Origin of the sequence: Geminicoccus flavidas (assembly GCF_009806515.1) — a bacterium.
GTDB lineage: Bacteria > Pseudomonadota > Alphaproteobacteria > Geminicoccales > Geminicoccaceae > Geminicoccus > Geminicoccus flavidus.
The window spans coordinates 1-964 of record NZ_WUJP01001047.1; the positions used below are offsets into that span (position 1 = coordinate 1).

At 66.0% G+C, this 964-nt stretch carries 1 protein-coding gene; it reads right to left on the minus strand.

The window, feature by feature from the left end:
• Positions 1-342 precede the first annotated feature (342 nt).
• A partial coding sequence (rarD, locus tag EQG76_RS30055; protein WP_159718920.1) for an EamA family transporter RarD occupies positions 343-964 on the minus strand: 622 nt, incomplete at its 5' end.

The following is a 964-nucleotide window of genomic DNA, read 5'->3' on the forward strand; positions in this document are numbered from 1 at the left end:
TCCTCTGAACCTGCTGCCGCGGCAAGTGCTCGCCAGCTTCTGTGGGCACCGCCCCCTACCATCATCCTGCTGGCCCTGACATCCTGCTGGCTCTGGCGGCCCGCACGGAATGAGTCAGATCGATGGGACATCCATCCGTACTTCAGCGGTCGTGGCGCCGTCGTACGAGCCTCATGCCACCATCTGGCGGATCGGCACTTCGCCCAGGGCACCACATCACATGGAGAACGGATGCAGAGCAAACCACCGACTGCTGGCCGTTGCCACTGTCTCATGCCGACGGAACGAGCAGTGCTTCCGGATACGAGGATTCGCTCCGCTCGGTCGGTGGTCCCGAGCCGGTCAGGCTGCCGGTGCCGGCCGCGCCGTCCTCAGCGCGTCCAGGCTGTAGATGGCCAGTGCCGTCCAGATCAGGACGAAGCCCATCAGCCGGCCGAAATTGACTGATTCGGAGAACACGAAGGCGCCGACGAAGAACAGGAGGGTGGGTGCGATGTACTGGAGCATGCCGATGGTGGTGAGCGGCAGCCGCTTGGCAGCGACGTTGAACAGCCAGAGCGGGCCGATCGTGAAGAAGCCGGCCAGCAGCAGCAGGACGTCGGTGGAAACATCCAGTCGGGTGAACGCGACGCCGCCGGTGGCCTCGGCGTAGAGGAACATGCCGCCGGCCAGGGGCAGGGCGAACAGGCATTCGAGGAACAGGCCGGCCAGTGGCCCCACCGGCAGGCGCTTGCGCACCAGGCCGTAGATCGAGAAGGAGATGCCGAGGAACAGGGCGATCTTCGGCACCACGTCGGCATGGACGATCATCCAGAGCACGCCGAACGCGGCGATCCCCACCGCCAGCCACTGTAGGCGCCGCAGCCGCTCGCGCAGAACCAGCAGCGCCAGAAGCACGAAGGTCAGCGGCGACAGGAAGTAGCCGAGGCTCGCCTCCAGCACATGGCCGGTCTGGACCGCGATC